Source organism: Anoxybacillus ayderensis (genome assembly GCF_013761015.1).
GTDB classification, from domain to species: domain Bacteria; phylum Bacillota; class Bacilli; order Bacillales; family Anoxybacillaceae; genus Anoxybacillus; species Anoxybacillus ayderensis.
The window spans coordinates 153,187-179,814 of sequence record NZ_JACDUV010000006.1; the positions used below are offsets into that span (position 1 = coordinate 153,187).

A 26,628-nucleotide genomic window follows, 5' to 3' on the forward strand; every position below is an offset into this window, starting at 1 on the left:
GGAGAGAATATGAGGGCGATTTACTTAACAGGGTTTATGGGGGCGGGCAAGACGACGATTGGCCAACGATTAGGAGAAGTATTACAGCTACCTGTGATCGACACGGATGCATATATTGAGCAACAAGTTGGAAAAACGATTACGGAAATTTTTGAGGAAGAAGGGGAGGAGGCATTTCGAACGTACGAGCGTGAAACATTAAAAAAGCTTCCAACAGAACATGTCATTATTACAACAGGTGGCGGGATTGTCATTCAAGAAGAAAATCGTCAATTTATGCGCGAGCATGGAATCGTCATTTATTTACATTGTGAGTTACATGAATTGTTTCGTCGTTTAGCTGATGATACGACCCGACCGCTACTGATGGAAAATAAACAAAAACAAATAAAACAGCTATTTGAACAAAGAATTCCGTGGTATCGTGAAGCCCATATGACGATCGATACAACAAATCGCACGATTGATGACATCGTAGAAAACATTGTATCTTTGCTTAAATCACCTCGTTTTTGACGATACTAGCATCGAGGTGATGAACGATGGCAGGAAACGACTATGTTAAATTTATGACCGAACAAGTTGTGAAATATTTAGATCAACCAAAAGATGAACGGAAAAGACAAAGACAAGAGAAGAAACAGTTAAAAAAACAGCAAAAGCAGCCATTTTTATATCGTTGGTTCGGTGTCATTCCGTATGCCATTATGCTTTTATTTAAGCGAAAATAAGGCTAACACTAGCCTTATTTCGCTTGCAAATAAAATAACCCACCGTTAATAACTGAAATGTGAATTCTCGGTTCATATCTTTGTCGCAACGCTTCCTTTTCATTTTCATATTCTTCTTGTTTCTCCTCGACACCTTCATAAAAATGTTGCAGTAACGCTAAGTCTTCTTCCCAACGGGCGCGCGCTTCATCTGCCCACTCATGCGTTTCGGAGGCGATGAGACGTTCAACAAACGCTTCAAGACGTGCAAGTCCACTCATTGGCTTAATCAGTGGAGAAATCGTAAAGCAATAATCTGGCACAGTGACGCCCCATTGTTTTTCTTTTAATACGTCGTAAAATGACTCGACGATTGTCCCGCTAATGAGATGAATACCTAATGATAATAAACGATCCTGTTTCCGATCGCATTCATATGAAAGCAATATGTTTGTATGAAGCCACGGATGAAGAGCGACAGATCGTTCGAATACTTGTTCATAGAGCCGAACGAACCGCCCGTTCATTTTAGCAATCGAAAAAATTTGATGAAGGCGTGGAGAACCAAAATGAATATACTCTCCTTTTTCGTGAATGGATCGTTTCGTGATGAGCGATAGTTGCAATGGTTCACCTACAGCACCGATGCGCTCAACATAATGCCAATAAAACGGGCGATTCATTAATTGTTTATCCATTGCGGCCGTGAGCTGAACACGTATATGTCCATCGCTACGTTCGAGAATTGGGCAATGGGTAGCGATAAAAAAACGTTCAAGAAAAGATTGGATGTCATCTTGCTGCATGTGTCCGTTCCTCCGTATTTGCTAAAATTTCTACAAAATTTTGCATTTTAATTTTCAGTTCTCCTTCGCTTTTTGATTGAGCAATCATGCGCTCCAAATGGTTCGAAAACGTTGGGGATTGTAACTTCATTAAAATGTCATCTAATTCACCGACGACCCGTTCAAATAAACGAATTTTTTCGTACAGTAATGCAAATACATGTTCTTCGACCGTGTTGCGCACAACAAAATTATAAATGTGCACATCTTTTGTTTGTCCGAGACGATGAACACGCCCGATTCGTTGTTCTAGACGCATCGGATTCCAAGGCAAATCATAGTTAATCACATGGTTGCAAAATTGTAAGTTAATCCCTTCTCCTCCTGCCTCTGTCGCGATAAGCACTTGAGCGCGATGTTGAAACAGCTCTTTCATCCAATCTTTTTTACTTCGTTTAAATCCGCCACGAAACGGCACAGAAGAAATACCGTGCTGTTTAAAAAACCATTGCAAATACAATTGGGTCGCTCGGTACTCTGTAAATACAATCACTTTATCGTTTATTGTTTGAATAAGTTCCAGCGCTTTTTTTGCTTTTGTATGTTCGGTGATTTCATTCATTTTTTGTAACAATGCACCAATGGTCGTTTCGATGTCCGGATGTCGCTCCATCATGCTTTTTAACGTGCAAAAAAGTGCTTCTTTACTACTACATATTTCGCGCAATAACGTAATGTGTGACAACGATGTATCGGAAAAATGGGGCTTTGATTGTCGAATCGTCTCATATACGTTTCGTTCTGCTTCCGAAAAATCAATAAACATCGTTTCGACGTGCCGCTTCGTCCATTCAATTCCTGTATCGTGGCGACGATGTCGAATCATTACTTTTCGAATGAGTTCTTTTAAATGGGCATCATCATGTAATGTGCGTAGCTTTCCGTACCTTTTTTGAAATTGTTCGGCATTCCCTAAATGCCCAGGTTTCAGTAGAGAAACGAGATGAAAAATTTCTTCCACGCGGTTTTGAATCGGTGTCGCCGTCAACAGTAAGCAAAACTTCTTTTTTAATCCTTGAACAAATTCATAGTTTTTCGTTTTATTGTTTTTCAATTTATGTGCTTCGTCAATAATGACAATATCGTATGTTTGTTCATAAATGATATCCCGATGCGGTTGTTTTTTCGCTGTATCGATTGATGAAACGACAACGTCACATTGTTCCCATACGTAGCTTTTCCTTTGAGCAACGGCAGGAATAAAAAATTTTTCATTTAATTCTTGCACCCATTGCGAGACGAGAGAAGCGGGAACGAGAATAAGCGCCTTTTTCACAAGTCCACGAATCATATATTCTTTTAAAATTAATCCCGCTTCAATCGTTTTTCCCAGCCCGACTTCATCCGCTAAAATGGCTTTTCCGTTCATTTGCTCGACAACTTGACGTGCAACATCGTATTGATGAGGTAAAATTGTTATATGTGGCAAATGTTTTGGCGCTTGTAGTCCATCAAACTGAGGAATAGTTAACGCTTTGGCTGATTCAAGAGCCAACTCGTACAATTCCCAGTTTGACCACGGACCGTCACGTTCGATGCGCGTCATAAATTCGTCCTTCCAACTTTTCTCCCAATGTACTGTGACGTTCATAAGTATCCCTCATTTTCCGAACATTTTCGTTTGAAATAAAAAAGAATTTACGTATTTTATTTATAAAAAGATGTTGCGACAAAAGAGAAGTTATAAGATAATAAAAAACGTAAGAAAGTTTATAAAATTGTTTCATTATGTGCTTACATGTAGTGTGGCTCAAGAACGACAATTGTATACGGGCGGATGAGAACAAGGGGAGAGACTACGGAATGTAGCGCCGAAGGAGCAAGTGGCAACACGAATCTCTCAGGCAAAAGAACTCTTGTTTGACGCAGCTCTGGAGAGCGTTCACGAATGTGAACCACCCACGAGGACACCTATTACAGGGAAACTTTCAGGTGAAAGGACAGAGACTACCATATGACAATATGGGGGTCGTCTGTCTTTTTTTATGAACAAGGAGGGAGCATATGTTAAAAAGAACACCGCTATTTCCTCTGTATGCAGAGTATGGCGCAAAAACGATTGATTTTGGCGGTTGGGAGTTACCCGTGCAATTTTCGAGCATTAAAGAAGAACATGAAGCCGTACGGACGCGGGCAGGATTGTTTGATGTGTCGCATATGGGCGAGTTTGAAGTGAAAGGAAAAGATAGCCTTGCCTTTTTACAAAAAATGATGACAAACGATGTCGCAAAATTAACAAATGGTCGCGCCCAATATACGCTTATGTGCGATGAAGACGGTGGAACAGTTGATGATTTACTTGTTTATAAAAAAGGAGACGATCATTACCTTCTTGTTGTCAATGCCGCAAATATTGAAAAAGATTTTGCATGGCTTGAAGCGCATGTAGTGGGGGATGTTGAACTTGTCAATATTTCAAACGATATTGCGCAATTAGCACTACAAGGGCCGCTTGCGGAAAGAGTGTTGCAACGATTGACGACTGTTGATTTATCTAACATGAAATTTTTCGCTTTTGCCGATCACATCGATGTCGCAGGTGTTCAAGCGCTCGTGTCGCGTACAGGATATACAGGAGAAGACGGGTTTGAGCTATATTGCCGAGCAGAAGATGCCCAAACGCTTTGGCGAGCGATTTTAGAGACAGGAAAAGAAGACGGAGTGCTTCCGTGCGGGCTCGGTGCGCGCGATACACTTCGTTTTGAAGCGTGCTTGCCGCTTTATGGGCAAGAATTGGCGAAAGACATTACGCCAATCGAAGCAGGGCTTGGATTTGCAGTTAAAACGAATAAAGACGTTGACTTTTTCGGAAAAGAAGTATTGAAAAAACAAAAAGAAGAAGGAACAACACGTAAACTTGTCGGCATTGAAATGATCGACAAAGGCATTCCGCGTCACGGATATGCAGTATATGTAAACGGTGAGCAAGTTGGTGTTGTGACGACAGGAACTCAGTCGCCAACGCTTAAAAAAAATATCGGCCTAGCACTGATTTCTACAGCGTATTCTCCCCTTGATACAGAAGTAGAAGTAGATGTTCGCGGGAAACGACTAAAAGCGAAAGTAGTGGCAACACCGTTTTATAAACGCACAAAATAATGTGAGGAGAGAGAGTTATGCTTCATCGTTATTTGCCAATGACGGAAGAAGATAAGCAACAAATGTTAGAAACGATTGGTGTGCAATCGATTGATGAACTGTTTTCTGATATTCCAGAAAGCGTTCGTTTTCAAGGCGAATACAACATTAAGCCGGCAAAATCAGAACCGGAACTAATGAAAGAATTAATGGCATTAGCCGCAAAAAATGCGGATATGAAGACATATACCTCATTTTTAGGAGCTGGGGTGTATGATCATTACATCCCGACGATTGTTGACCATGTCATTTCACGTTCCGAATTTTATACAGCGTATACGCCATATCAGCCAGAAATTTCCCAAGGGGAATTGCAAGCAATTTTCGAGTTTCAAACGATGATTTGTGAGCTGACAGGCATGGATGTGGCGAACTCATCGATGTATGACGGTGGCACAGCGTTAGCGGAAGCAGCGTTGTTAAGTGCAGCGCATACGAAAAAGAAAAAAGTGTTATTATCAAACGCAGTGCATCCAGAATATCGCGACGTCGTGAAAACGTACGCAAAAGGACCGGGGCTTGAAGTGGTAGACATACCGTATAAAAATGGTGTAACGGATCTTGACGCTCTTCAAGCAGAAATGAATGAAGATGTCGCATGCGTCATTGTGCAATATCCAAACTTTTTCGGACAAATCGAACCGCTAAAAGAAATTGAACCAATCGCTCATGCGCATCAAGGAATGTTCGTTGTCGCAAGCAATCCGCTTGCGTTAGGGGTATTAACACCGCCAGGTCAGTTCGGTGCAGACATCGTCGTTGGCGATGCGCAACCGTTTGGCATTCCAGCCCAATTCGGTGGTCCACATTGCGGTTATTTTGCGGTGAAATCGGCGCTCATGCGCAAAATTCCAGGGCGTCTCGTCGGACAAACGACGGATGAAGAAGGGCGACGCGGCTTTGTTTTGACGTTGCAAGCGCGTGAACAACATATTCGCCGCGACAAAGCGACGTCAAATATTTGCTCGAACCAAGCGTTAAATGCGCTCGCCGCATCGGTGGCGATGACCGCGCTCGGCAAAAAAGGTGTAAAAGAAATGGCGACGATGAATATTCAAAAAGCGCATTATGCAAAAGAAGCGTTCGTCAATCATGGATTTGATGTCTTATTTACAGGACCGTTTTTCAACGAGTTTGTTGTTCGACTGAACAAGCCCGTAGCGGAAGTAAATAAAAAGCTGTTGGAAAAAGGGATCATCGGCGGCTACGATCTCGGGCGCGATTATCCAGAACTGCAAAACTGCATGTTAATTGCGGTCACAGAATTGCGCACGAAAGAAGAAATCGACACGCTTGTGAAAGAATTGGGGGATTGTCATGCATAAAGATCAACCGCTTATTTTTGAATTAAGCAAGCCAGGACGAATCGGATATAGCTTACCAGCACTAGACGTACCAGCAGTCGATATTGCACAAGTCGTTCCAACCGATTACATTCGGCAAGAAGCACCGGAGCTTCCTGAAGTGTCAGAGCTTGACATTATGCGTCATTATACAGCGCTATCAAAGCGTAACCATGGGGTTGATTCCGGCTTTTACCCGCTTGGATCTTGTACGATGAAATACAATCCGAAAATAAATGAAAACGTTGCTCGCTTCGCTGGATTTGCCCACATTCATCCGCTTCAGCCGGAAGAAACGGTGCAAGGGGCGCTTGAATTAATGTATGACTTACAAGAGCATTTAAAAGAAATTACCGGCATGGATGCGGTGACGTTGCAGCCAGCCGCTGGTGCGCATGGAGAATGGACAGGACTGATGATGATTCGCGCCTACCATGAAGCAAACGGCGACTACAATCGCACAAAAGTCATTGTCCCTGATACGGCGCACGGAACAAATCCTGCGTCGGCAACAGTTGCCGGATTTGAAACGGTGACGGTGAAATCGACAGAAGAAGGGCTTGTCGATTTAGACGATTTACGCCGCGTCGTCGGCCCAGATACAGCCGCGCTTATGCTCACAAACCCAAATACGCTTGGTCTTTTTGAAGAAAATATTTTAGAAATGGCAGAAATCGTGCATGCCGCAGGCGGAAAGCTGTATTACGACGGGGCAAACTTAAATGCGGTGTTAAGCAAAGCGCGCCCTGGCGATATGGGCTTTGACGTCGTTCACTTAAACCTTCATAAAACGTTTACTGGCCCGCATGGCGGCGGTGGCCCTGGCTCTGGTCCAGTTGGTGTGAAAGCGGACCTTATTCCATTTTTACCGAAACCGACGGTGGAAAAGGGAGAAGACGGATACTATTTCGACTATGACAGACCAAAAGCGATCGGTCGCGTGAAGCCGTTTTATGGCAACTTCGGCATTAACGTTCGCGCCTATACGTATATTCGTTCGATGGGGCCGGACGGCTTAAAAGCAGTGACAGAATATGCGGTATTAAACGCTAATTACATGATGCGTCGTCTAGCGGAATATTACGATTTGCCATACAACCGTCATTGCAAACACGAGTTTGTGTTATCAGGAAAGCGGCAAAAGAAATTGGGTGTGCGCACGCTTGATATTGCGAAGCGTTTGCTTGATTTCGGCTACCATCCGCCGACGATTTACTTCCCATTGATTGTCGAAGAGTGCATGATGATCGAACCGACGGAAACGGAGTCAAAAGAAACGCTCGATGCGTTCATTGATGCGATGATCCAAATTGCGAAAGAAGCGGAAGAAACGCCGGAAATCGTCCAAGAAGCACCGCATACAACGGTCGTCAAACGATTGGATGAAACGACGGCGGCCCGCAAACCGATTTTGCGTTATCAGAAATAAAAAAAGGTGCCAGGCGTTTTGGCTTGGCACCTTATTTTTTCTTCACCTTTCCTGTCCACATTTTAAATCCGCCTTTTAAGTGGTAAAGGTCGCGATATCCTTTTCGGTAAAGCATTTGTGCCGCACGGCCGCTGCGAAGTCCGCTTTGGCAATATAAATAAATCGGCTGGTCTTTACGCAATTCTTTCATGCGTAAACGCAGTTGTGAAAGTGGAATATTACGTGCTCCTAAAATGTGACCGGCAGCGTATTCATCTGGTTCGCGAACGTCGATGAGTTGCGCTTTTCGATAACCTGCGCGGAACTCTTCTTCCGTAAGCGTTTTAACGACTCGCTTTTGGTAAAAGTATGTAATTACCGCGTACACAATGATTGCTCCGAGAATAATAAGAACTGTCGTCATGCTTACCCTCCTTTTTCATCGTTGCCACGTCTATTATATAAATGTTTCGTCCAAGAAGCAAAGCATTTTCCATTGACTTATTATGTTTGCTACACTATAAAATGATAGAGGAAAGGGTGGAGTAGATGGAAAAAGAAGTATGGCGATTTATCGACTCAGGCAATTGTTCCCCAGCGTTTAATATGGCGCTTGATGAAGCGTTGTTAGAATGGCATAGTGAAGGACACTTTCCACCGACCATTCGGTTTTACGGTTGGAACCCACCGACACTTTCGATCGGCTATTTTCAAAAAGTCGAAAAAGAGATCGATATGGATGCAGTAAAAAAATACGGACTTGGCTTTGTGAGACGCCCAACAGGCGGGCGTGGTGTGCTTCATGATAAAGAATTAACGTATAGCGTTATCGTATCAGAAGCGCATCCAGCTATGCCGCAGACGGTGACGGAAGCGTATCGCGTCATTTCACAAGGCATTTTGGAAGGATTTCGTTTCCTTGGGCTTGATGCGTATTTTGCTGTTCCAAAAACAGAAGAAGAAAAAGCAGATTTAAAAAACCCACGCTCAGCTGTTTGTTTTGACGCACCGTCTTGGTATGAGCTCGTTGTCGAAGGAAGAAAAGTGGCAGGAAGCGCCCAAACGCGACAAAAAGGGGTCATTTTACAACATGGCTCGATTTTATTAGACTTAGATGAAGAGATGCTTTTTAGCTTGTTTAAGTATCCGAACGAACGAGTGAAAGAGCGGTTGCGACAAAATTTTAAAAACAAAGCGGTCGCAATCAATGAGCTAACCGATCGAAAAGTGACGATCGATGAGGCGAAAGAAGCATTTTTCAAAGGATTTGAAAAAGGTTTAAACATTCAGTTGGAACGATATGAATTAACCGATGATGAGCGGCTGTACGTTCAGCAACTAGCGAGAAATAAATACGAAACAGATGAATGGAATTTTAAAAGGTAAATTTTCCTCTTGACAAATAAAAAACACTTGACTTAATTATCAATATGTAGTATGGGTTTTGTAAAAAAACATACTACATATTGATTTTTTAATTGATTATTGTTGTCGATATATGGTAGTTTAATGTAGTAAGATTATGTTGGAAGAGGAGAGGTAAACATGACGGTTGCGTTTTCTGAAAAAATGACGGTGAATATGGACAAGTTGAATGAAGACATTCGCCTATTTCCACAAGTGCACCCGATTACTCCTGAGATGCACATTACATATAAGGGTGTGTCGCGCTTAGTGATGCTTGATCGCTATTCGTTTAAAGATACGGAAAAGTTGACGCTAAGCGTCGGGGATTTTGTCGTTTTAACAGTGAAGGAAGATCCGAAGTTTCCGGCGCGTGGGCTTGGGTTTATTGTCGAGTTGGATTGGGAGAGTAAAAAAGCACACGTGCTTGTGGAAGAAGAATATCGCCACGTGCTAGAAGGGGAAGAGGCGAAAACAGGCATTGTCGTTCGTTCTCTTGATGTTATTGAAAAACCATTAGAAATTTATTATGAGCAAATTGCAAAGCGGAACGCAACCGGGCTAGCCGCTGTTGAGCAAACGGAAGAAAAACGGCAAGAGTGGTTCGAAAAGTTTTATGAACAGCTTGTCAGTCTAAATTTCGTTCCAGCAGGGCGCGTATTATATGGAGCAGGTTCTGGAACAGAAGTGACGTACTTCAACTGCTACGTCATGCCATTTGTGAAAGACTCGCGTGAAGGTATTTCTGAACATCGCAAACAAGTGATGGAAATTATGAGCCGCGGTGGCGGTGTCGGAACGAACGGTTCTACCCTTCGTCCACGCAATACACTCGCGCGCGGAGTGAATGGAAAATCGTCCGGTTCAGTGTCATGGCTTGACGATATTGCAAAACTGACCCATCTTGTCGAACAAGGTGGAAGTCGTAGGGGCGCCCAAATGATTATGTTGGCCGATTGGCACCCGGACATTATTGAATTCATTATTTCGAAAATGCAAAATCCACGCATTTTGCGCTATTTGCTTGAAAATACAGAAGATGAAGGCATTCAAAAAGCAGCGAAAGAAAAACTAAAGTTTACACCGCTTACTGAACAAGAGCGCGCGATGTATCAAGGAATTGTTAACTACAAAAACATCCCAGGATACGGTGGCTTTTCAGAAAAAATTATTAAAGACGCGGAAGAAAAGTTGCGGACAGGCGGAACGTATAGCGTGCACAATCCGGACTTTTTAACAGGGGCGAACATTTCCGTTTGCTTAACAAAAGAGTTTATGCAGGCAGTAGAAAACGATGAAGAATACGAATTGCGCTTCCCAGATGTTGAAACGTACTCGGAAGAAGAAATGCGCATCTACAACGAAAAATGGCACGAAGTCGGCGATGTGCGTGAATGGGAGAAAATGGGCTATCGCGTTCGCGTCTACCGGAAAATTCGCGCGCGCGAGCTATGGAAGCTCATTAACATTTGCGCAACGTATTCCGCCGAACCAGGCATTTTCTTTATCGACAACGCCAACGACATGACGAACGCAAGAGCGTACGGGCAAAAAGTAGTCGCAACAAATCCGTGTGGTGAACAACCACTCGCACCTTATTCTGTGTGCAATTTAGCTGCCATTAATTTGGCGAATATGGTCGATAAAGAAAAGAAAGTTGTGGATTATGAAAAATTAAAGCAGACGGTTGAAGTCGGTGTCCGCATGCAAGATAACGTTATTGACGCAACCCCGTACTTCCTTGAGGAAAATAAAAAGCAAGCGCTTGGGGAGCGCCGCGTCGGTCTTGGCGTCATGGGACTAGCGGATTTGCTTATTTATTGCGAAAAAGAGTACGGTTCGGAAGAAGGAAATCAGTTAGTTGACGAGCTGTTTAAAACAATTGCGACAACGGCGTATCGTGCGTCGATTGAGCTTGCGAAAGAAAAAGGAAGCTTTCCGTTTTTAGTTGGTGAAACAGAAGAAGAAACGATGAAATTGCGTGAAGCGTTTATTCACACCGGTTATATGAAAAAAATGCCGGACGATATTCGCCAAGATATTTTAAAATACGGCATTCGCAACTCGCATTTATTAACGGTTGCTCCGACTGGATCCACAGGGACAATGATCGGCGTGTCCACAGGGCTTGAACCATATTTTTCCTTTTCTTATTATCGAAGCGGCCGTCTAGGTAAGTTTATTGAAGTGAAGGCGGATATCGTTCAAGAATATTTAGATAAACATCCAGAAGCAGATCCGAACAACTTGCCGCATTGGTTTGTAACCGCGATGGATTTATCGCCAGAAGCGCATGCGGATGTACAATGCATTATTCAACGTTGGGTCGATTCAAGCCTCTCGAAAACGGTGAATGCACCGCGCGGCTATACGGTCGAGCAAGTGCAAAAAGTGTACGAGCGTTTATGGCGAGGTGGTGCAAAAGGTGGAACAGTATATGTCGACGGTAGCCGTGATGCGCAAGTATTAACATTAAAAGCAGAAGAACATGCGGTCGAAGAGCAGCTAGAGCTTCTGCCAGAAGAACCGAAAAAGCGGGCTGTTGCGCTTGTTGAAACGATTCCAGATTTACGCGCAACGGACGTCACAATCGGTTCAGAAGTTGGAAACATTTGTCCAGTATGCCGTGAAGGAACGGTCGAAGAAATCGGTGGCTGCAACACGTGCACAAGTTGCGGTGCCCAGTTAAAATGTGGCTTATAACGTAAAAAGGGACGGGAAAACCCGTCCCTTATTTTATTACAAAAATTGTATTTCATCACCTCATACGAATAAACCATACTAACATTGAGGTGATTGTATGAAGCCATTTATTCCTCAGCTTGTTTATTTTGAGCCCGAAGCGCTTCATTATCCGCTTGGTAAAGAGTTATATGAAAAATTCAAACGTATGCATATCGACATTCGCGAAACGACATCGCATAACCAAGTGCGCGGCATTCCGGGAGATAACGAGCTTCAGCAATATCGCAACGCAAAATCAACACTTGTTGTCGGTGTTCGGCGCACATTAAAATTCGATACGTCTAAACCGTCCGCCGAATATGCGATTCCTCTTGCGACGGGGTGCATGGGGCATTGTCATTATTGTTATTTACAGACGACGCTTGGAAGCAAGCCTTACATTCGTGTGTACGTCAATCTGGATGATATTTTCGCTCAAGCGAAAGCATACATCGATGAACGCGCTCCAGAAATTACGCGCTTTGAAGCGGCTTGTACGTCCGATATTGTCGGCATCGATCATTTGACGCATGCTTTAAAAAAAGCGATTGAATTTATTGGAGCGACGGAATATGGTCGACTTCGTTTTGTCACAAAATATGAACATGTCGATCATTTGCTTGATGCAAAACATAATGGAAAAACACGCTTTCGTTTTAGCGTCAATTCACGGTATGTTATTCAAAACTTTGAGCCGGGGACGTCTTCGTTTGACGCACGGCTAGAGGCGGCGCGAAAAGTGGCGCATGCTGGCTATCCGCTCGGTTTTATCGTCGCTCCGATTTATATGCATGACGGTTGGGAAGAAGGGTATTTTGAGCTGTTTGAACGACTGAACACAAACTTGCAAGGCATCGACTTAACGGATTTAACGTTCGAATTAATCCAACATCGCTTCACTAAACCGGCGAAAACGGTTATTCAAAAACGATATCCGAAAACGAAGCTCGATCTTGACGAAACGAAACGAAAATATAAATGGGGACGATACGGCATCGGGAAATATGTGTATCAAGATGAAGAGGCGAATCGGTTAAATGACACGATTCGCTCGTATATTGCACAATTTTTTCCCGAAGCGACAATTGAATATTTTACGTAAATAGTTGTCATGCTTGGTAAACATGTTATAATCATAATGATTGCGGATGTTTGTTTAGGAGGGGAACGTATGCCAACACCAAGCATGGAAGATTATATTGAACAAATTTATATATTGATCGAAGAAAAAGGATACGCTCGTGTATCAGATATTGCTGAAGCGTTATCTGTTCATCCCTCCTCTGTGACAAAAATGGTTCAAAAGCTTGATAAAGACGAATATTTAGTATATGAAAAGTATCGCGGGCTTGTGCTTACTCCAAAAGGAAAAAAAATCGGTAAACGACTCGTGTATCGTCATGAGTTGCTTGAACAATTTATGCGTCTCATTGGCGTCGATGAAGAAAACATTTATCGCGATGTTGAGGGAATCGAACATCATTTGAGCTGGAACGCGATTGACCGCATCGGTGACTTAGTACAATACTTTGAGGAAGATCGGTCACGTCTTGAAGCGCTTCGCAACATTCAAAAGCAAAACGAGCAAGAACAGGCATAAACGCTTGTTCTTTTTTGTTTTTTTATGCTCAATCTCTCCCATTTTTCATACATATATGGCGAGGGAGGGAAGGGCATGGAGATTGACGGTGTGTTTTCTGGTGGAGGAGTCAAAGGTTTTGCGTTAATTGGAGCATATGAGGCGATCGAAGAAAAAGGTTTTCGTTTTAAGCGGCTTGCTGGTACGAGCGCAGGGGCACTTATTGCCTCGTTTATTGCGGCGGGATTTACAAGCAAGGAAATCGTGGACATGATCGAAGAAATGAATTTAATGGACTTTCTCGATGAGAGACATACAATCATCCCGTATGCATGGTTAAAATGGCTCGTCCTTTATTGGAAAATGGGGTTATATAAAGGAGAAAAGCTTGAACGATGGATTGCCGAACAGTTAAGTAAAAAAGGTGTGTACACGTTTGCTGATTTGCCGCATGAACGATTGCGCGTCGTCGCTTCCGATTTAACGAATGGGACGATGCTTATTTTGCCAGATGATTTGCCGAAATACGGCATTGATCCTCTCCGCTTTTCCGTCGCAAAAGCAGTAAGAATGAGCGTCGGCATTCCTTATTTTTTTGAGCCTGTACAGTTAAAGACAGATGAAGGAAAGCATATTGTCGTTGATGGCGGCTTACTAAGCAATTTTCCGATTTTTTTATTTGATGAAGAGCGAAAAAAGCGGCCTGTTCTAGGCATCAAACTAAATGCAAGACAAGCGCAAAAAGCAAAAAAGAAAATTAATAACGCCATTGATTTGTATGAAGCGTTGTTTCAAACGATGCGCGAGGCGCACGATGAACGATACATTTCGCGCCGCCATGAAAAAAATATCATTTTTCTGCCTGTCAAACATGTCGTTGCCACCGATTTCTCAGTGACGGATGAAGAAAAAAAGAAGCTCATTTCGTTTGGAAAAGAGCGCACCAAACAATTTTTAAAAACGTGGACGTATTAAAAGAAAAAATCGGGTTAAAAAGAAGCCCGATTTTTTTTCTTTCCTTTTTTTCCTTCAATGACTGTTAAATGAGTAGCGTGCTTTTTCTTTAAAGCGGTTGGGCGCGGTTGTTTTTTCGACGTCGGCTTCGTTTTCTGGTGGTGGAGCTTTTTCGATTGTTTTACCGCTTTTTGATACGAACGACTAAAGTTTTGTCTTTGTATCCATTTATATATGCCATAAAAGACAGCTGCGACCAATCCGATGAGAAACACTTGTTTCAACAACTGCATCGGATCGTTCCATAGACGATAAGAAAACCCAACAATAGCGAACACAATAAGCAAAGTGATAAGCGGGAATGGGCGCCGACGCAATCGATCCACCTCCTTTATGTTACACCACTTCTTCTTGCTCGTTCGTCGCTTCTCCCTCTAACTCAAGCAAACGTTGAAATGATGCGATAGCTACTTCCACTTGATCGTCAGTCGGTTCTTTCGTTGTTAATAGTTGTAGCCATAAACCAGGATAGCCTAACCAACGCAACACAGGAACATGCCGCAACGCGTTTGTTAGTTGTAATACTTCAAAAGACAATCCTAGTACAACTGGAATAAGCGCTAGTCTGTTTAGCACGCGCACCCAAAGCGGTTCGGTCGGGACGAACATGTAAACGAATACGCCGATGATGACAGTAAATAAAATGAAGCTGCTGCCACAACGATAATGAAGGCGAGATTGTTGTTGTACATGTTCAACCGTCAATGGTAAACCATTTTCGTACGCATTAATTACTTTATGTTCCGCTCCGTGATATTGAAACAATCGTTTAACAAGTGGCGTGAGCGAAATAAAGTAAATATAACCTAAAAGTAAAAGAAGTTTGAAACATCCTTCTACAAGTATTTGAGCTGTGTCCGATGGGAAAATCGGTCTCGTTAATTCAGCCAAAAATACAGGAATAAGGGTAAAAATAAATTTGCCGAATAGAAACGACAACACGCCGATCAGTGCAACACCTAAAATCATCGTCCATTTGGACGGAGTTTCAGCTTGTAGCGTTTCATCTTCGTTCGGATCGAGATCATATCGTTCGCTCGAAAATTGTAAATGTTTCGATCCGTTTGCGCTTGCTTGAATAATGGCAAAAATGCCGCGAAGAAACGGAATTTTTTTAAATGAAGCAAGCGTTTTGTTTGTTTCGCGTGGAACGTGAAAATACTCAATCGCACCGTCTTTGCGGCGAATGGCCGTGACGGAATGATTGCGTCCAGCAAACATGACACCTTCAATGACCGCTTGCCCACCGTATACGTTTTTGCTCATAAGAAGACACCAACCTATTTTCTTTTTTCTTATATTCTACAAGAAAACGATAAAAACCTCTAGGTCGATGTATTGTTTGTATTTGTATTGTTTCCAAAAATGAGAAACGATACACATGAGATCCAACATTTTGGACAAGATAAAAACCGAGGTGATTACTGTGCAAACGAAAACAAAACAAGACGCACAACTTGAACAAAACAAAAGAGAAAAACCAATGCCCGTTTTAGCAAAAGTCGCGCTGATCGGTTTTATTGGGGGCGTGTTTTGGAGCTTCCTTGCATATTGTGCTTATTTTTTTCATTTTACAGAAGTGGCGCCAAATTTTATTTTGCAACCGTGGGCGATCGGTGATTGGAAAAACGGGGCGCTCGGTCAGGCGATTGCCATTTTGTTCATTGGGCTCGCTTCGGTCATTGCTGCACTTCTGTACTACGCTTTCTTAAAAAATCGTCAAGGCATTTGGCCGGGGGTTGCTTTTGGCATCGGGCTATGGGTGCTTGTTTTTTACGTATTAAATCCGATTTTTCCGCAATTAAAAGCTGTTCCACAACTTGAGCGAAATACAATTGTAACGACGGTATGCTTTTACATTTTATATGGGATGTTCATCGGTTATTCCATTTCGTTTGAAGTTGCAGAGATGAGGCGACAAAAACAGGTCGATGTGGTAAAATAACCATATGTATTTTCATCAGTAAAGGGGGGAGAGGGGGAATGGTTCGATTCCTCCTTTTAAACGGTCCGAACTTAAATCGTCTCGGTATGAGGGAGCCGCACATTTATGGGCATACGACACTTGCCCAACTAGAAAAACAGTTAACGGAATTTGCTAGTGAATATGGGGCGGAGTTAACGTGCTATCAAAGCAATTATGAAGGGGCGTTAATTGACCAAATTCATCGGGCGGAATCGTTATATGACGGGATCATTTTCAATCCTGGGGCGTTTACGCATTACAGCTATGCATTGCGTGATGCAATCGCAAGCGTACAGACGCCAGTCATTGAAGTACATATTTCAAACATTCATGCAAGAGAGGCGTTTCGTCATCAATCTGTTTTAGCTCCGGTGACAGCAGGGCAAATTGTCGGACTTGGTATAAACGGATATCGGTTGGCGATTTTAGCGTTGCTTGATATGGTTGAAGGGAAGGGGAAATAACATTGGATAAAGTACAAAAACTTCGTGCGCAATTTGCTGAGCACGGCATTGATGGATTTCTTATTACAAACGAATATAACCGTCGCTATATGACAAATTTTACAGGAACAGCTGGTGTCGTTTTAATTAGCGAAACAGATGCTGTATTTATTACAGATTTTCGCTATGTCGAACAAGCGACAAGACAAATTGAAGGATATGAAATTGTGCAACATACGCAAACGCTCATTGAAGAAGTAGCAAAACAAGTTGAGCGATTAGGCATTCAAAAGCTTGGATTTGAGCAAGACGATCTTTCATATGCAACGTTCTCATCATATGAAAAAGCGATCAAAGCGACGCTTATTCCGGTTTCCGGTGCGGTAGAAAAGTTACGCTTGATTAAGTGTGAAGCAGAGATTAAGATATTAAAGGAAGCAGCCGAGATTGCCGATGCCGCCTTTCGTCATATTCTCGATTTTATTCGCCCGGGTGTGCGTGAAATAGACGTGGCAAATGAGCTAGAATTTTTTATGCGCAAACAAGGGGCGACAAGTTCATCATTTGACATCATCGTTGCATCCGGTGTGCGCTCAGCGTTGCCACATGGAGTAGCGACAGAGAAAGTCATTGAAAAAGGGGAGCTCGTCACGCTTGATTTTGGCGCATATTATAAAGGGTACTGCTCCGACATCACGAGAACCGTTGCGGTTGGCGAAGTAAGCGATGAGTTGAAACGCATATACGATGTCGTGTTACAAGCCCAGCTTCGTGGTGTCGAACATATTCGTGCAGGAATGACAGGGCGAGAGGCAGATGCGCTCACACGCGATTACATTTCTGCTTGCGGATTTGGTGAGTATTTCGGGCATTCCACAGGTCATGGACTCGGCATGGAAGTGCACGAAATGCCGGCGCTGTCGATGCGTTCGGATACTGTGCTACAGCCGGGGATGGTTGTGACGGTCGAACCAGGCATTTACATAGCAGGATTAGGCGGTGTTCGCATTGAAGATGACATCGTTATTACAGAAAACGGCAATGAGCGGCTCACTCTTTCACCAAAAGAACTCATTACTTTATAGACGTAGGAGGAAATGAACATGATTTCAGTAAACGATTTTCGTACAGGCTTAACGATTGAAGTTGACGGTGACATTTGGCGTGTTATTGAATTCCAACATGTGAAACCAGGAAAAGGAGCGGCGTTCGTTCGTTCCAAACTTCGCAACTTGCGCACTGGCGCGATTCAAGAAAAAACGTTCCGCGCGGGTGAAAAAGTAAACAAAGCACAAATCGACAACCGTAAAATGCAATATTTATATGCAAACGGCGATCAACATGTATTCATGGATATGGAATCGTACGAGCAAATCGAACTTTCTGCAAAACAAATTGAGCATGAATTAAAGTTTTTAAAAGAAAACATGGAAGTATTTATTATGATGTATCAAGGCGAAACGATTGGGGTCGAGTTGCCAAACACAGTTGAGTTAAAAGTTGTTGAAACAGAGCCAGGCATTAAAGGGGATACAGCATCTGGCGGTTCAAAACCAGCAACGTTAGAAACGGGCCTTGTCGTTCAAGTTCCGTTCTTCGTCAACGAAGGCGACGTATTAATCATTAACACAACAGACGGCACATACGTATCACGTGCGTAATGGAAAATCGTCCTGCAAAAAGCAGGGCGATTTTTTTTTTTTTTTGGCAACACATTTCCTGATGAATTTTTCCTTTCTATACTTCTGAATTCGCTTATTTCAGCATACGTTGTACTAGCACCGTTGTACAAGGAGGATGCGATGAAAATTGATGCAACTGTTTGGACGATGGCGAGTTTACGTTTTTTATCTGCAGCCATTGAATTATGTGCAGCGATTGTCATGTTGTCGCTCAATGATGTAAAAAAAGCGATTGCTGTCAATACGTTGCTTGCTGTCGTTGGTCCGACCATTTTTTTAGTCGTTATGATGATTGGTCTTGTTGCAGTGGCAAACGAGCTGTCATTGTTTAAGCTCGTATGGATTGGTGCTGGGGTTGTATGTATATTAATCGGTATTTATGTCGTGAAGTAAGGGAGGGAAGAGGATGAAAGCGGTGTTTGATCTATTGCCTAAGGGGATCGTTCATGCGATTCAATCATTGCCTATCGCTTCTCGGTTTACGATTGAAGAAATTCGCATTCGTATTGAACGACCGCTTGAAGTCATTGCTGGTGGGAGATCGTACATATGTCCGCATGTCGTACAAATGGGAGAAGGAATCGAACTATTAAATAAATTAAGCCAATATTCTCTCTACACAATCGAAGAAGAGCTGAAAAAAGGCTACATTACTATTCAAGGTGGACATCGCGTCGGTTTAGCTGGAAAAGTGATTGTAGAAGACGGAAAAGTAAAAGCGATTCGACATATTACATCGTTCAATATTCGAATGGCTCGGCAGCAAATCGGCATGGCTGTTCCCCTTCTCCCTTATTTATACGATGGACGATGGCTCAATACGATGATTATCGGTGCACCTCAAACAGGAAAAACAACGCTCCTTCGTGATATTGCACGCATCGTCAGCAGCGGGGTGACAGATCGGCGTATTGCTCCTCAAAAAGTTGGCATCGTCGATGAACGATCAGAAATTGCCGGCTGTGTCAAAGGCATTCCGCAATTTACATTCGGCTATCGCGTCGATGTGCTCGATGCATGTCCGAAAGCGGAAGGGATGATGATGATGATCCGTTCGATGAGCCCAGACGTTTTAATTGTTGATGAAATTGGAAGTGAAGCGGATTGTACGGCCATTTTGGAAGCGGTTCATGCAGGAGTTGGCTTATTTATGACAGCGCACGGTCGCCATATGGCTGACATCGTGAAACGTCCAGCGCTGCGTCCGATTATGGAACAAGCTATATTTGAACGATTTGTTGAATTAACAAATGTCGGACGTCCAGGAACGATTCAAGCGATTCGTGATTCACATGGGCGCGATATATATCGAAAGATGGGCGTGATGTGAATGAAATGGATTGGAGCGATATGTATTATATTAGCAACGACATGGTCAGGATTTGAAGCGTCGCGACTTTTAAGAGAGCGCACAAAACAGTTGCGCCAATTAAAAATGGCGTTGCAGTCGTTGGAAGCAGAAATTATGTACGGGCATACACCGTTAATGGACGCTTCCCTTCGATTATCACAGCAACTATCGCGACCGTTATCATGGTTGTTTGAATCGTTTGCGCATAAGTTGCAAAAAGGAACGATGAACGCTCGCCAAGCGTGGGAAGAAAGCTTGCATGAAGTATGGAAAATGACCGCCTTAAAAGAAGGAGAGTTTGAGATTATGAAACAGTTTGGCGAGACGCTTGGACAGTACGATCATGAAATTCAACAAAATTACATTCGTTTAACGATGGTGCATTTAGAGCGAGAAGAAGGAGATGCCATGGAAAAACAGCAACGGTATGAAAAAATGATGAAAAGTTTAGGGGTATTAACCGGCATTCTCATCGTGCTTTTACTCATATAGAGGAGGACATTCAAAATGGGTGTTGACGTAGATTTAATTTTTCGCATTGCTGGCGTAGGCATTGTCGTTGCTTTTTTGCATACCGTTTTAGAAGGATTTGGGAAGAAGGAATATGCTCAATGGGTGACGCTGCTAGGATTTATTTATATTTTGTTTTTAGTCATTTCGATCGTTCAAGATTTATTTCAAAAAATTAAATCTGTTTTTTTGTTTCAAAGTTAGGAGGGAGTACCCATTGATATTTTGCAAATTGTCGGGCTTGGGCTTATCGCCACGTTTTTAGTAACGATTTTAAACGAACATAAATCGAATATTTCACTTTTGCTGACCGTTTTTGTCGGAACAGTTATTTTTTTATTTTTAATTGATCGCATTCAAGACATTTTTCGCATGGTTCAAACGTTAGCAAATGAAGCGCACGTTCAAACGGTATACGTTGAAACGATATTAAAAATTATTGGCATCGCATATATTGCTGAGTTTGGTGCACAAATTTCTAAAGATGCCGGGCAAGGAGCGATTGCTGGAAAAATTGAACTAGGTGGAAAAATTTTAATTTTAGCAATGGCCATCCCAATTTTAACAGCTCTTATTGAAACGATTTTAAGCTTTCTTCCGATGAAGGGGTGATGACATGAGGCGCGCTCCCATTTTATTTTTCTTTCTCCTTTTTTTCTTGCCTTCCGTTGTACAAGCATCACCGCCAACAAATGAATTCGTCAAACAACAAGCTGAACAAGTTGGTGTGGAGTCTATTAAACAATATTGGGATCATATCGTGCAACAGTATGGAGGATTATTGCCTGAAAGTCAAAAAGGATCTTTTTGGCAGTTTATAAACGGTGAGAAACAACTATCGCTCAGTGAATGGTTGCAGGCGTTTATGAAATTTTTATTGTACGAGCTGATGGCAAACGGAAAATTGCTTGGCACACTGATTTTATTAACGGTATTTAGTTTATTTTTACAATCGCTACAAAACGCGTTTTCGCATCATGCTGTCAGCAAAGTCGCACATGCGGTTGTTTATATGGTGCTGATGATTATTGCGTTAAACAGCTTTCACGTTGCTGTCACGTACGCAAAGGAAGCCATTCAGACGATGACGAGTTTTATGATCGCCCTTTTACCGATTTTACTTGCGCTTATGGCGTCATCAGGCGGCGTTGTATCCGTAGCTTTTTTTCATCCGATTGTGTTGTTTTTTATGAATATCACAGGAACGATCATTGAACATTTTTCATTGCCGCTTCTATTTTTAGCAACGATTTTAAGCATTGTTAGTTTATTGAGCGAACATTATAAAGTAACAAAATTAGCAGATTTGTTGCGCAACATTAGCATCGGTTCACTTGGTGTGATGCTCACCATTTTTTTCGGTGTATTGTCCGTCAAGGGCGCAACAACAGCTATTGCCGATGGGATTGCGATACGAGCAGCTAAATTTGTGGCAGGAAACTTTATTCCGATTATCGGGCGAATGTTTACGGATGCGGCAGATACAGTTGTGACCGCTTCCGTCTTATTAAAAAATACAGTCGGCTTGTTCGGTGTCACTTTATTGCTTCTTATTGCAGCGTTTCCAGCGATCAAAATTTTAGTCATCGCTCTCATTTATCAGCTAGCTGCTGCGATATTGCAACCGATGGGGGGAGGCATCGTTATCTCTTGCTTGAGCGTGATCAGCAAAAGCATGATGTATGTACTCACCGCCCTCGTGATTGTATCGCTTATGTTTTTTTTAAGCATGACGGTTATTATTGCAGCAGGAAATTTAACGATGATGGTTCGCTGAAAGGAGAATAGACGTTGTGGGACTGTTGACTGAGTGGATTTCCCATATCATTACATTCATCTTGCTCGCCGTTGTCATTGAACTCATTTTGCCAAACGGTTCATTTCAAAAATACGTCAAGATGGTTGTCGGTTTATTGTTTATTTTCATTTTATTTTCTCCGCTTCTTCGGTTATTTCATGGGGATGTAAATACATGGTTTGCCTCAATTCAGCAACAACAACATGCAACGCTTGAAAATGACATTGAAAAAAAGAAAAAAGAAATACAAGCCTCACAACGTGCATATATTTTAGAACAAATGGCTGTCCAGCTAAAGAACATAGCGGCTGAGGAGTTGATGCGCACATATGGTTTAACGGTGACGGACATTTCATTAACAATTGGGGAGTCGGAACAAATCCCCCCTCAGATTGAGGCGATTACGGTGGAGTTAGCAGAAGAAACGACTTCTGTTGTTAAACCGATTCGCATTCCATCTTCGCCGTCGATTACAGAAAAACACGACGACATTGCCCGCTTTTTAGCACAAATGTGGGGAGTAGATCCACAGATGATTACGATTCATCTTGAAAGGAGGGAGTAGGGAGGGGTGAAACAATGGATTGAAAAAAACTTACTGATTGCCATTCTTTTAGCCATCGGCTTATCATTTATGATCTTTGGCAATGTGTTCAACTTTTCGCCAGCAAAACGCGTTCAACAAGAAACAACTCAAACTGTATTTCGTCAAACAGATGAAGACAAAAAATTAAAGCAAATTGCAGACTATGAAGAGCGATATGAACAACAATTAAAAGAAGCGCTTGAAGCGATTGTTGGCGTTGGTGAAGTGAAAGTGATCGTCAATGTCGATGCAACGGAACAAAACGTACTCGAAAAAAATGCAACCGTTCAGAAAAAACGAACGATGGAAGAAGATAAAGAAGGTGGAAAACGTCAAATTGAAGATGAATCCACAGACGAAAAAATCGTGATCGTACGCAAAGGGGACGAAGAAACACCGCTCGTTTTACAAACGAAAAAGCCAGCCATTCGTGGTGTGCTTGTTGTGGCAAAAGGAGCCGATCAAGTACAAGTGAAAAAATGGATTGTCGAAGCAGTGACGCGAACGTTGAACGTTCCGAGCCATCGCGTCGCTGTTTTACCAAAAAAGTAAGGGGGAGAACATATGTTGAAAAAGCAAACGGTTTGGTTATTAACAATGTTTAGTTTAGTTGTCGTCTTATCGGTGTATTATGTCACAAGCCCTCAAGTGACAGAACAAGTGGCATTCGAGCAAAAAGAGGAAGCAAACAATGAAAAGGACTTAAAACCAACGGATGAAGCAATGAAAGAAGAAGTTGCCAACGGAGAAGAAGTCACAGTTGAACAAACGAATACAGCAAGCGATGATTTATTTACAGCCCTTCGCCTTGAAATTGAAGATGAACGAAGCAAGTTGCGCCAAGAGTTGAATGCGATTGTCGCTTCCAATAACGTATCTGCGGAAGAAAAAAGTAAAGCGATCGATCAATTACAACAACTATCGAATATTGCAGAAAAAGAAGCGGTGCTAGAAACGTTAATTAAATCGAAAGGATACGACGATGCGCTTGTTCGTGTCCATGAAAATCAAGTGCATATTACAGTGAAAGCAAAAGAACATTCGAAAAAAGCAGCGAACGAAATTATTCAGCTCGTTCAAAGCGAGATCGGCCGCGTACAAGATGTAGCTGTTCGTTTCCAAAAATAACCGGTTTCCCGGTTATTTTTTTTCGGTTGAAAACGAATTTTATAATACTATATAATAATAATTGTTTTTATGACCAGATATAAATTTTCTAACATTTTCTTATCATTTTATTGAATAATGGAAAAGGTGTGTCGTATCATGGTATTGTATAATCTTTTTCTACAAATGATGGGGCGAGGGGTGTAAGTCAATGTTGAAAATCCAAGAAATTCGCGAATTAATCCGATTAGTAAACGAGTCAAACATTGTTGAGTTCGTCTATGAACATGATGGCTCAAAAATTAAAATGAAAAAAGCTGGAGCAACGGAACAAGTTGTTGTTGCTACACCAAAAGTAGACGTGCCGCAAACAGCTGTTGTTCAACAACAAGCACCGGTGGCACAAGCTGTTGAAAAGGTAGAAGTGAAAGAAGAAGTAAAGCCGGAAAAACAAGTTGTTGCAACAGAAAACTTACATACAATTACATCGCCGATGGTCGGTACGTTTTATGCAGCGCCATCACCAGACGCTGCACCGTACGTGAAAATTGGTGATAAAGTGAAAAAAGATACAATTGTATGTATTGTTGAAGCGATGAAGTTGTTTAATGAAATTGAAGCAGAAGTCGATGGAGAAATTGTAGAAGTGCTTGTGAAAAACGGCCAGCTCGTTGAATATGGACAACCTTTATTCCTTGTGAAGCCTGAATAAAGGAGCGATAGTTATGATAAAAAAATTGTTAATTGCCAATCGTGGGGAAATTGCTGTTCGGATTATTCGGGCGTGCAAAGAGCTTGGCATCGAGACGGTCGCTGTATTTTCTGAAGCGGATCGTGAAGCGCTTCATGTTCAAATGGCGGACGAGGCATATTGTATCGGTCCGAAAACGTCTAAAGAAAGCTATTTGAATTTCACAAATATGATGAGCGTGGCAACATTAACTCGGTGCGATGCTATTCATCCGGGATACGGATTTTTAGCTGAAAACGCAGACTTTGCTGAGCTTTGTCGGGAATGTAATGTAACGTTTGTCGGGCCGAGTCCGGAAGCGATTACAAAAATGGGAACGAAAGATGTTGCACGTGAAACGATGAGACAAGCTGGTGTGCCGATCGTTCCCGGCTCGCAAGGAATTATTGAAAGTATCGATGAAGCGATTGCACTAGCGAATGAAATAGGGTATCCTGTTATTATTAAGGCAACCGCAGGTGGAGGCGGAAAAGGAATTCGCGTCGCTCGAGATGAGCAAGAGCTTAGAAAAGGAATTACGATTACGCAACAAGAAGCGGCCACTGCTTTTGGAAATCCGGGTGTATATATTGAAAAGTACATTGAAGATTTCCGACATGTTGAAATTCAAGTGTTAGCAGATTCATATGGAAACGTTATTCACCTCGGCGAGCGCGATTGTACAATTCAACGACGTTTACAAAAACTGTTGGAGGAAACACCATCTCCTGTGCTTGATGAAGAAATGCGTCAAAAGATGGGAGAAGCAGCTGTCAAAGCAGCGCAAGCTGTGCAGTATACGGGAGCAGGAACGGTCGAATTCATTTACGACTATCGCAATCGCCAATTTTACTTTATGGAGATGAACACGCGCATTCAAGTCGAACATCCAGTAACGGAAATGGTGACAGGTGTCGATTTAATTAAAGAGCAAATTCGTGTAGCATCAGGTGAGAAATTGACGTTGAAGCAAGAAGATGTCACGTTCAACGGTTGGTCTATCGAATGCCGAATTAACGCGGAAAACCCTGCGAAAAACTTTATGCCATCGGCCGGAAAAATACAAATGTACTTGCCGCCAGGTGGATTTGGAGTACGGGTAGATTCAGCTGCTTATCCAGGCTATACGATTCCGCCATATTATGATTCGATGATCGCCAAACTGATCGTTCACGCACCGACGCGCGAAGAAGCGATTGCCCGCATGAAACGGGCTTTAAGTGAATTTGTTATTGAAGGAGTTCATACGACAATTCCATTTCACTTAAAATTGCTTGATCATGAAAAATTTGTCGAAGGAAACTTTAATACAAAGTTTTTAGAAACATACGATGTAATGAACTCTTAATGATATAAGGAGGGAATCCGTTATGTCTGAACATGTATTAGAAATGGAAAACGGCCATAACAGCTTAGGGAAGGTAGAAATTGCACCGGAAGTGATTGAAGTCATCGCAGGGATTGCGGCGTCTGAAATTGAAGGGGTAGCGCAAATGCGCGGTAATTTTGCAGCAGGTGTCGTTGAGCGATTAGGGAAAAAAAATCACGGTAAAGGCGTAAAAGTCGACTTAACGGACCGCGGGATTGTCATTGACATTTATTGTGTAATGAATTTTGGCGTATCGATTCCGACGGTTTCGCAAAAAATTCAAGAAAACGTCCGCCAAGCGTTGCTGACGATGACAGGATTAGAGACAGCGGAAGTGAACGTTCATGTTGTTGGCGTTCAATTCGAATCGTCCAAAGCAGAGGCAGAAGTCGAGTAAAGAAAAGGGGCAATCTCGTTTATGAGATCGCCCTTTTTCGATGGGTGAGTGTTTTCTTTCGTCGAAATGTGTTATGATCATGGTATAATTTTCGACATTACGAATAGAAAGGGTTTTGGTCATGAAACGGCATACAGCAAGAGAAAAAGCGTTGCAAGCATTGTTTCAAATCGACGTGGGAGGCATTGAACCACATGCGGCGATTGCAAACGTCGCTGAAGAAGAGACCGATCCATTTATGGAAATGCTTGTTTTCGGCGTGGTGGAACATCAAAAAGAAATTGACGACTTATTGCGTCAACATTTAGAAAAATGGACATTAGAGCGCGTGGCGAATGTCGATCGTTCCATTTTACGCATGGCTGTATTTGAAATGAAATATATGGATGACATCCCGTTCAATGTAAGCATGGATGAAGCGATTGAATTAGCAAAAGTGTTTGGCGATGAAAAATCAAGTCGCTTTATTAACGGCGTACTTGCGAAAATAAAAGAAACATTGTCTTAAACAAATAAGGGGGAGA

At 42.4% G+C, this 26,628-nt stretch carries 32 protein-coding genes and 1 riboswitch; of the genes, 27 read left to right on the plus strand and 5 right to left on the minus strand.

The annotated features are described in order from the left end of the window. The first annotated feature begins 9 nt into the window (after window positions 1-9). Window positions 10-516 carry a shikimate kinase gene (locus HNR63_RS10170; RefSeq protein ID WP_181520624.1) on the plus strand — a complete coding sequence of 169 codons (507 nt, stop codon included), beginning with the start codon at window positions 10-12 and terminating at the stop codon, window positions 514-516. 26 nt (window positions 517-542) lie between these two features. Further along, the gene (locus HNR63_RS10175) at window positions 543-731 is read left to right on the plus strand and encodes a YqzE family protein (RefSeq protein ID WP_019416934.1); all 189 of its coding nucleotides are present in this window, start codon (window positions 543-545) and stop codon (window positions 729-731) included. Between the two features lie 14 nt (window positions 732-745). On the opposite strand, the gene HNR63_RS10180 is transcribed toward HNR63_RS10175, so the two are convergent. Both HNR63_RS10180 and HNR63_RS10185 read right to left on the minus strand, forming a co-directional pair. Further along, entirely contained in the window at window positions 746-1,516 is a 771-nt protein-coding gene (locus tag HNR63_RS10180) for a YqhG family protein (RefSeq protein ID WP_181520625.1), read from the minus strand. Next, entirely contained in the window at window positions 1,503-3,146 is a 1,644-nt protein-coding gene (locus HNR63_RS10185) for a DEAD/DEAH box helicase (RefSeq protein ID WP_181520626.1), read from the minus strand. Before HNR63_RS10185 ends, HNR63_RS10180 begins: the two co-directional genes overlap by 14 nt. Before the next feature lie 186 nt (window positions 3,147-3,332). Beyond that, a riboswitch (glycine riboswitch) is annotated at window positions 3,333-3,421 on the plus strand. 138 nt (window positions 3,422-3,559) lie between these two features. On the opposite strand from HNR63_RS10185, the gene gcvT reads away from it, so the two are divergent. From gcvT to gcvPB, 3 genes are read left to right on the plus strand one after another with little or no spacing between them, the layout of a single operon-like run. Next, window positions 3,560-4,654 (plus strand): glycine cleavage system aminomethyltransferase GcvT, encoded by a 1,095-nt coding sequence (gene gcvT / locus HNR63_RS10190; protein WP_181520627.1) that lies wholly within the window; start codon window positions 3,560-3,562, stop codon window positions 4,652-4,654. A 17-nt stretch (window positions 4,655-4,671) separates the two neighbouring features. Beyond that, complete coding sequence (gene gcvPA / locus HNR63_RS10195; protein ID WP_181520628.1) at window positions 4,672-6,018, plus strand: aminomethyl-transferring glycine dehydrogenase subunit GcvPA; 1,347 nt, start codon at window positions 4,672-4,674, stop codon at window positions 6,016-6,018. Continuing rightward, window positions 6,011-7,465, plus strand: coding sequence for an aminomethyl-transferring glycine dehydrogenase subunit GcvPB (gene gcvPB, locus HNR63_RS10200; protein WP_181520629.1), 1,455 nt, complete (start codon window positions 6,011-6,013; stop codon window positions 7,463-7,465). The genes gcvPA and gcvPB overlap by 8 nt, the downstream gene beginning before the upstream one ends. Before the next feature lie 31 nt (window positions 7,466-7,496). Here gcvPB and HNR63_RS10205 read toward each other — a convergent pair whose 3' ends face one another. After that, complete coding sequence (locus HNR63_RS10205) at window positions 7,497-7,868, minus strand: rhodanese-like domain-containing protein (RefSeq protein WP_009373925.1); 372 nt, start codon at window positions 7,866-7,868, stop codon at window positions 7,497-7,499. A 125-nt stretch (window positions 7,869-7,993) separates the two neighbouring features. Between HNR63_RS10205 and HNR63_RS10210 the strand changes: the two genes are divergently transcribed. The 5 genes from HNR63_RS10210 to HNR63_RS10230 all read left to right on the plus strand — a co-directional run bounded on the left by HNR63_RS10210 (window position 7,994) and on the right by HNR63_RS10230 (window position 14,126). Continuing rightward, on the plus strand, window positions 7,994-8,830 hold the full coding sequence (locus HNR63_RS10210; protein ID WP_021095230.1) for a lipoate--protein ligase family protein: 837 nt from the start codon (window positions 7,994-7,996) through the stop codon (window positions 8,828-8,830). A gap of 159 nt (window positions 8,831-8,989) precedes the next feature. Further along, window positions 8,990-11,551 (plus strand): vitamin B12-dependent ribonucleotide reductase, encoded by a 2,562-nt coding sequence (locus tag HNR63_RS10215; protein ID WP_181520630.1) that lies wholly within the window; start codon window positions 8,990-8,992, stop codon window positions 11,549-11,551. A gap of 97 nt (window positions 11,552-11,648) precedes the next feature. Then, complete coding sequence (splB, locus tag HNR63_RS10220; protein ID WP_181520631.1) at window positions 11,649-12,674, plus strand: spore photoproduct lyase; 1,026 nt, start codon at window positions 11,649-11,651, stop codon at window positions 12,672-12,674. Between the two features lie 69 nt (window positions 12,675-12,743). Next, window positions 12,744-13,172, plus strand: coding sequence for a transcriptional regulator MntR (gene mntR / locus HNR63_RS10225; RefSeq protein WP_009373920.1), 429 nt, complete (start codon window positions 12,744-12,746; stop codon window positions 13,170-13,172). A gap of 75 nt (window positions 13,173-13,247) precedes the next feature. After that, complete coding sequence (locus tag HNR63_RS10230) at window positions 13,248-14,126, plus strand: patatin-like phospholipase family protein (protein ID WP_181520632.1); 879 nt, start codon at window positions 13,248-13,250, stop codon at window positions 14,124-14,126. A gap of 14 nt (window positions 14,127-14,140) precedes the next feature. Here the strand turns inward: HNR63_RS10230 and HNR63_RS10235 are convergent, their stop codons facing one another. After that, window positions 14,141-14,482, minus strand: coding sequence for an SA1362 family protein (locus tag HNR63_RS10235; RefSeq protein ID WP_181520633.1), 342 nt, complete (start codon window positions 14,480-14,482; stop codon window positions 14,141-14,143). A 19-nt stretch (window positions 14,483-14,501) separates the two neighbouring features. Next, complete coding sequence (locus tag HNR63_RS10240) at window positions 14,502-15,431, minus strand: DUF1385 domain-containing protein (protein ID WP_181520634.1); 930 nt, start codon at window positions 15,429-15,431, stop codon at window positions 14,502-14,504. A gap of 115 nt (window positions 15,432-15,546) precedes the next feature. Between HNR63_RS10240 and HNR63_RS10245 the strand changes: the two genes are divergently transcribed. From HNR63_RS10245 to nusB, 17 genes are all read left to right on the plus strand, one after another. Then, window positions 15,547-16,110, plus strand: coding sequence for a YqhR family membrane protein (locus tag HNR63_RS10245; RefSeq protein WP_042534314.1), 564 nt, complete (start codon window positions 15,547-15,549; stop codon window positions 16,108-16,110). 38 nt (window positions 16,111-16,148) lie between these two features. Then, window positions 16,149-16,595, plus strand: coding sequence for a type II 3-dehydroquinate dehydratase (gene aroQ, locus HNR63_RS10250; RefSeq protein WP_009373912.1), 447 nt, complete (start codon window positions 16,149-16,151; stop codon window positions 16,593-16,595). Between the two features lie 2 nt (window positions 16,596-16,597). Continuing rightward, on the plus strand, window positions 16,598-17,659 hold the full coding sequence (locus tag HNR63_RS10255) for a M24 family metallopeptidase (protein WP_181520635.1): 1,062 nt from the start codon (window positions 16,598-16,600) through the stop codon (window positions 17,657-17,659). Window positions 17,660-17,677: 18 nt separating this feature from the next. Further along, window positions 17,678-18,235, plus strand: a complete 558-nt coding sequence (gene efp, locus HNR63_RS10260; RefSeq protein ID WP_181520636.1) for an elongation factor P — start codon at window positions 17,678-17,680, stop codon at window positions 18,233-18,235. A 141-nt stretch (window positions 18,236-18,376) separates the two neighbouring features. Then, complete coding sequence (locus tag HNR63_RS10265; RefSeq protein WP_021095240.1) at window positions 18,377-18,649, plus strand: YqhV family protein; 273 nt, start codon at window positions 18,377-18,379, stop codon at window positions 18,647-18,649. Between the two features lie 13 nt (window positions 18,650-18,662). Next, complete coding sequence (gene spoIIIAA, locus HNR63_RS10270) at window positions 18,663-19,586, plus strand: stage III sporulation protein AA (RefSeq protein ID WP_181520637.1); 924 nt, start codon at window positions 18,663-18,665, stop codon at window positions 19,584-19,586. After that, window positions 19,587-20,099, plus strand: a complete 513-nt coding sequence (gene spoIIIAB / locus HNR63_RS10275; RefSeq protein ID WP_085788956.1) for a stage III sporulation protein SpoIIIAB — start codon at window positions 19,587-19,589, stop codon at window positions 20,097-20,099. 15 nt (window positions 20,100-20,114) lie between these two features. Next, entirely contained in the window at window positions 20,115-20,321 is a 207-nt protein-coding gene (gene spoIIIAC / locus HNR63_RS10280) for a stage III sporulation protein AC (protein ID WP_004889589.1), read from the plus strand. A 21-nt stretch (window positions 20,322-20,342) separates the two neighbouring features. Beyond that, complete coding sequence (gene spoIIIAD, locus HNR63_RS10285) at window positions 20,343-20,729, plus strand: stage III sporulation protein AD (RefSeq protein WP_181520638.1); 387 nt, start codon at window positions 20,343-20,345, stop codon at window positions 20,727-20,729. Between the two features lie 4 nt (window positions 20,730-20,733). Beyond that, entirely contained in the window at window positions 20,734-21,894 is a 1,161-nt protein-coding gene (spoIIIAE, locus tag HNR63_RS10290; RefSeq protein ID WP_021095243.1) for a stage III sporulation protein AE, read from the plus strand. Between the two features lie 16 nt (window positions 21,895-21,910). Next, window positions 21,911-22,480, plus strand: a complete 570-nt coding sequence (spoIIIAF, locus tag HNR63_RS10295) for a stage III sporulation protein AF (protein WP_021095244.1) — start codon at window positions 21,911-21,913, stop codon at window positions 22,478-22,480. Between the two features lie 6 nt (window positions 22,481-22,486). Then, on the plus strand, window positions 22,487-23,053 hold the full coding sequence (spoIIIAG, locus tag HNR63_RS10300; protein ID WP_181520639.1) for a stage III sporulation protein AG: 567 nt from the start codon (window positions 22,487-22,489) through the stop codon (window positions 23,051-23,053). Window positions 23,054-23,065: 12 nt separating this feature from the next. Then, the gene (locus tag HNR63_RS10305; protein ID WP_021095246.1) at window positions 23,066-23,629 is read left to right on the plus strand and encodes a SpoIIIAH-like family protein; all 564 of its coding nucleotides are present in this window, start codon (window positions 23,066-23,068) and stop codon (window positions 23,627-23,629) included. Between the two features lie 190 nt (window positions 23,630-23,819). Beyond that, window positions 23,820-24,320: an acetyl-CoA carboxylase biotin carboxyl carrier protein gene (gene accB / locus HNR63_RS10310; protein WP_181520640.1), complete on the plus strand. Its 501-nt coding sequence runs from the start codon at window positions 23,820-23,822 to the stop codon at window positions 24,318-24,320. A gap of 13 nt (window positions 24,321-24,333) precedes the next feature. Further along, window positions 24,334-25,686: an acetyl-CoA carboxylase biotin carboxylase subunit gene (accC, locus tag HNR63_RS10315; RefSeq protein ID WP_021095248.1), complete on the plus strand. Its 1,353-nt coding sequence runs from the start codon at window positions 24,334-24,336 to the stop codon at window positions 25,684-25,686. Between the two features lie 22 nt (window positions 25,687-25,708). Next, entirely contained in the window at window positions 25,709-26,104 is a 396-nt protein-coding gene (locus tag HNR63_RS10320; protein WP_021095249.1) for an Asp23/Gls24 family envelope stress response protein, read from the plus strand. Window positions 26,105-26,225: 121 nt separating this feature from the next. Next, window positions 26,226-26,612: a transcription antitermination factor NusB gene (gene nusB / locus HNR63_RS10325; protein WP_021095250.1), complete on the plus strand. Its 387-nt coding sequence runs from the start codon at window positions 26,226-26,228 to the stop codon at window positions 26,610-26,612. Window positions 26,613-26,628 lie beyond the last annotated feature (16 nt).